At 67.0% G+C, this 2,512-nt stretch carries 2 protein-coding genes and 1 pseudogene; all 3 read left to right on the plus strand.

Annotation, left to right across the window (positions count from 1 at the left end):
- The coding region (locus ACZ6SQ_RS38295) for a carboxyl transferase domain-containing protein (protein ID WP_469570668.1) at window positions 1–174 on the plus strand (174 nt) is incomplete at its 5' end.
- Window positions 175–617: 443 nt separating this feature from the next.
- A complete protein-coding gene (locus tag ACZ6SQ_RS38300; RefSeq protein WP_469570665.1) occupies window positions 618–1,493 on the plus strand; it encodes an AfsR/SARP family transcriptional regulator in 876 nt (291 codons plus the stop codon).
- 141 nt (window positions 1,494–1,634) lie between these two features.
- A pseudogene (locus tag ACZ6SQ_RS38305) lies at window positions 1,635–2,512 on the plus strand (Fe-S oxidoreductase); the annotation flags it as partial.

Here is a 2,512-nt window from a genome sequence, read left to right on the forward strand (position 1 = left end):
GTCAAGGAGTACAAGGCGGAGCTGATGCACCCGTACTACGCCGCCGAGCGCGGCCTGGTCGACGACGTCATCGACCCCGCCGAGACCCGCGAGGTGCTCATCAGGTCCCTGACCATGCTGCGGAAGAAGCACGCCGCCCTGCCCTCCCGCAAGCACGGCAACCCTCCGCAGTGACGCCATGAGCGTGATGTCCGTACGAACCTGACGACCCGTACGGACTCCGGGGCCGGACGAGCGTAGGACGCCGTCCGGCCCTTTCGCGGTGGTCGCGAGCCCCGGACGCCCCTCGGGGCCGCCTCGAGCCGTCCGGCGCGCCTCCGTCAAACCGCACAGAGAGTCTGTTATCTTGCTTGAGGGCATCCGGCGGGATGCCCCGATCGCCCGTTTAATCTGGCACATCTTCACGAGAGTCGACCAATGTTCGGCCGTGAAGTGGGCGGTCGGATGGACCTTGAACCCAATAAACCCACAGGTCAGAGCGCGTTTTGCGAACGCTTGCACGATTCTGCTGCACGATGCAACAAAACCGCGTAACTGGTTTGGTATTGACAAACCGTGTGGCCTGTTTTGTACTCGTGAGGTGCAGGACACCAGCACACTCAACTAGGGGGATTGGCGTGCGCATCGAGGTACTGGGCGTATTGGACGTCAGGGAGAACGAGGTGTCCATCACACCTACCGCGCCGAAGCCCCGGCAAGTGCTCGCGCTTCTGGCGCTGCACGCCGATCAGGTGGTGCCGGTCTCCGCACTCATCGACGAACTGTGGGCGGGTCAGCCGCCGCGCAGCGCGCGCACCACGTTGCAGACCTATGTGCTGCAACTGCGCGACCTCATCACCGCGGCCCTGGAGAAGGAAGCGTCCGGTGAGCCGCAGGGCACCGGACGCAGCGCCAAGGACGTCCTGGTCACCTCGCCCGGCGGCTACATGCTCGTCTCCGGCGGGGGCACGAGCGACGTCAAGGAGTTCGACCGGCTCGCGGGCATGGGCTACCGCTCCATGGACGCCGGGGACTTCAAGGACGCCGCGCGGCTGCTGTCCGACGCCCTCGCCCTGTGGACCGGCTCGGCCTTCGCCGATGTCCAGACCGGTGCGCAGCTGGAGATGGAGGCCCAGCGGCTCGAGGAGAGCCGGCTGTGCGCCCTGGACCAGCGGATCGAGGCGGACCTGCGGCTCGGCCGGCACCGTGAACTGCTCGCGGAGCTGACCGTGTTGACCCGGCGCTACCGCACCCACGAGAACCTGCACGCCCAGTTCATGCTGGCGCTGCACCGCTCCGGCCGACGCGGCGAGGCCCTCGACGTCTACCACCGGCTGCGCAGCACCCTCGTACGGGACCTGGGCCTCGAGCCCTCGGCGCGGCTGCGCAGGCTCCAGCAGTCCATCCTTGTGGCCGCGCCCGAGACGCCGCTCGTGCCCGAGCACCAGCTGCCCGCCGGGGCCCCGCTGTCCGCCGAGCGCACGGGCCGGGGACGCCCCCTGCACGTCAACTGACGGACGAGCGGCGCAGATCACCGTCCAAGACACTGCGACGCGGCGCGACAAGTGGGTACTCTCGAACGAACTGCATAAGTTACCGCTTAGTAATTAAGCTGGGCGGTCTCACTGAGCTCGGCAGTCTCGAGGAGCCCCCGCATGCAACTCGCCGCGATCATCGTGTCGCTGGTCCTGACAGTGATCGGCTCGGCCCTGTTCGCCCGGGTCATCGCCCAGTTCTTCCGGTTCTTCCGGCTCGGTGCGCCGTTGCCGGCCGGGGCGCGGACGGACGGTCCGTATCAGCGGAGTGTGACGCTGGTACGGGAGTTCCTCGGCCATACGCGGATGAACCGCTGGGGTGTCGTGGGCTTCGCGCACTGGTTCGTGGCGATCGGGTTCCTGACCCTGATCCCGATCCTGGGGCAGGCGATCGGGCAGTTGTTCGTGGCGGACTTCCAGCTGCCGCTGCTGGGCGGGTTCCTGCCGTGGGAGATGTACGTCGAGTTCATCACGGTGATGACCACGGTGGGCATCGCGGTGCTGATCCCGATCCGGCTGCTGAGCCTGCCGTCCCGGCCGGGCCGCAAGTCCCGCTTCGCCGGATCGACGGCCTGGCAGGCGTACTTCGTGGAGTACGTCATCCTGACGATCGGCACCGTCATCTACGTGCTGCGCGGCCTGGAAGGCGCGATGCACCACGTCGACAGCTACGAGCCGGCGTTCTTCGCCTCCTACCCGCTGGTGATGGCCTTCGACGGGCTGAGCGAGAGCACGCTCGAGACGCTGGTCTACCTGTTCGCCGGCATCAAGGTCAGTGTCTCGTTCATCTGGATGATCGTGGTGTCGCTGAACGCCGACATGAGCGTGGCGTGGCACCGGTTCCTGGCGTTCCCGAACATCTGGTTCAAGCGCAACGCCGACGGCGGCACGTCCCTCGGTGGCCTGCTGCCGATGACGTCGGGCGGGAAGGCGATCGATTTCGCCGATCCGGGTGAGGACGACGTGTTCGGTGTCTCGCAGGTCGAGCAGTTCTCCTG

Source organism: Streptomyces sp. NPDC048600, from assembly GCF_055587025.1.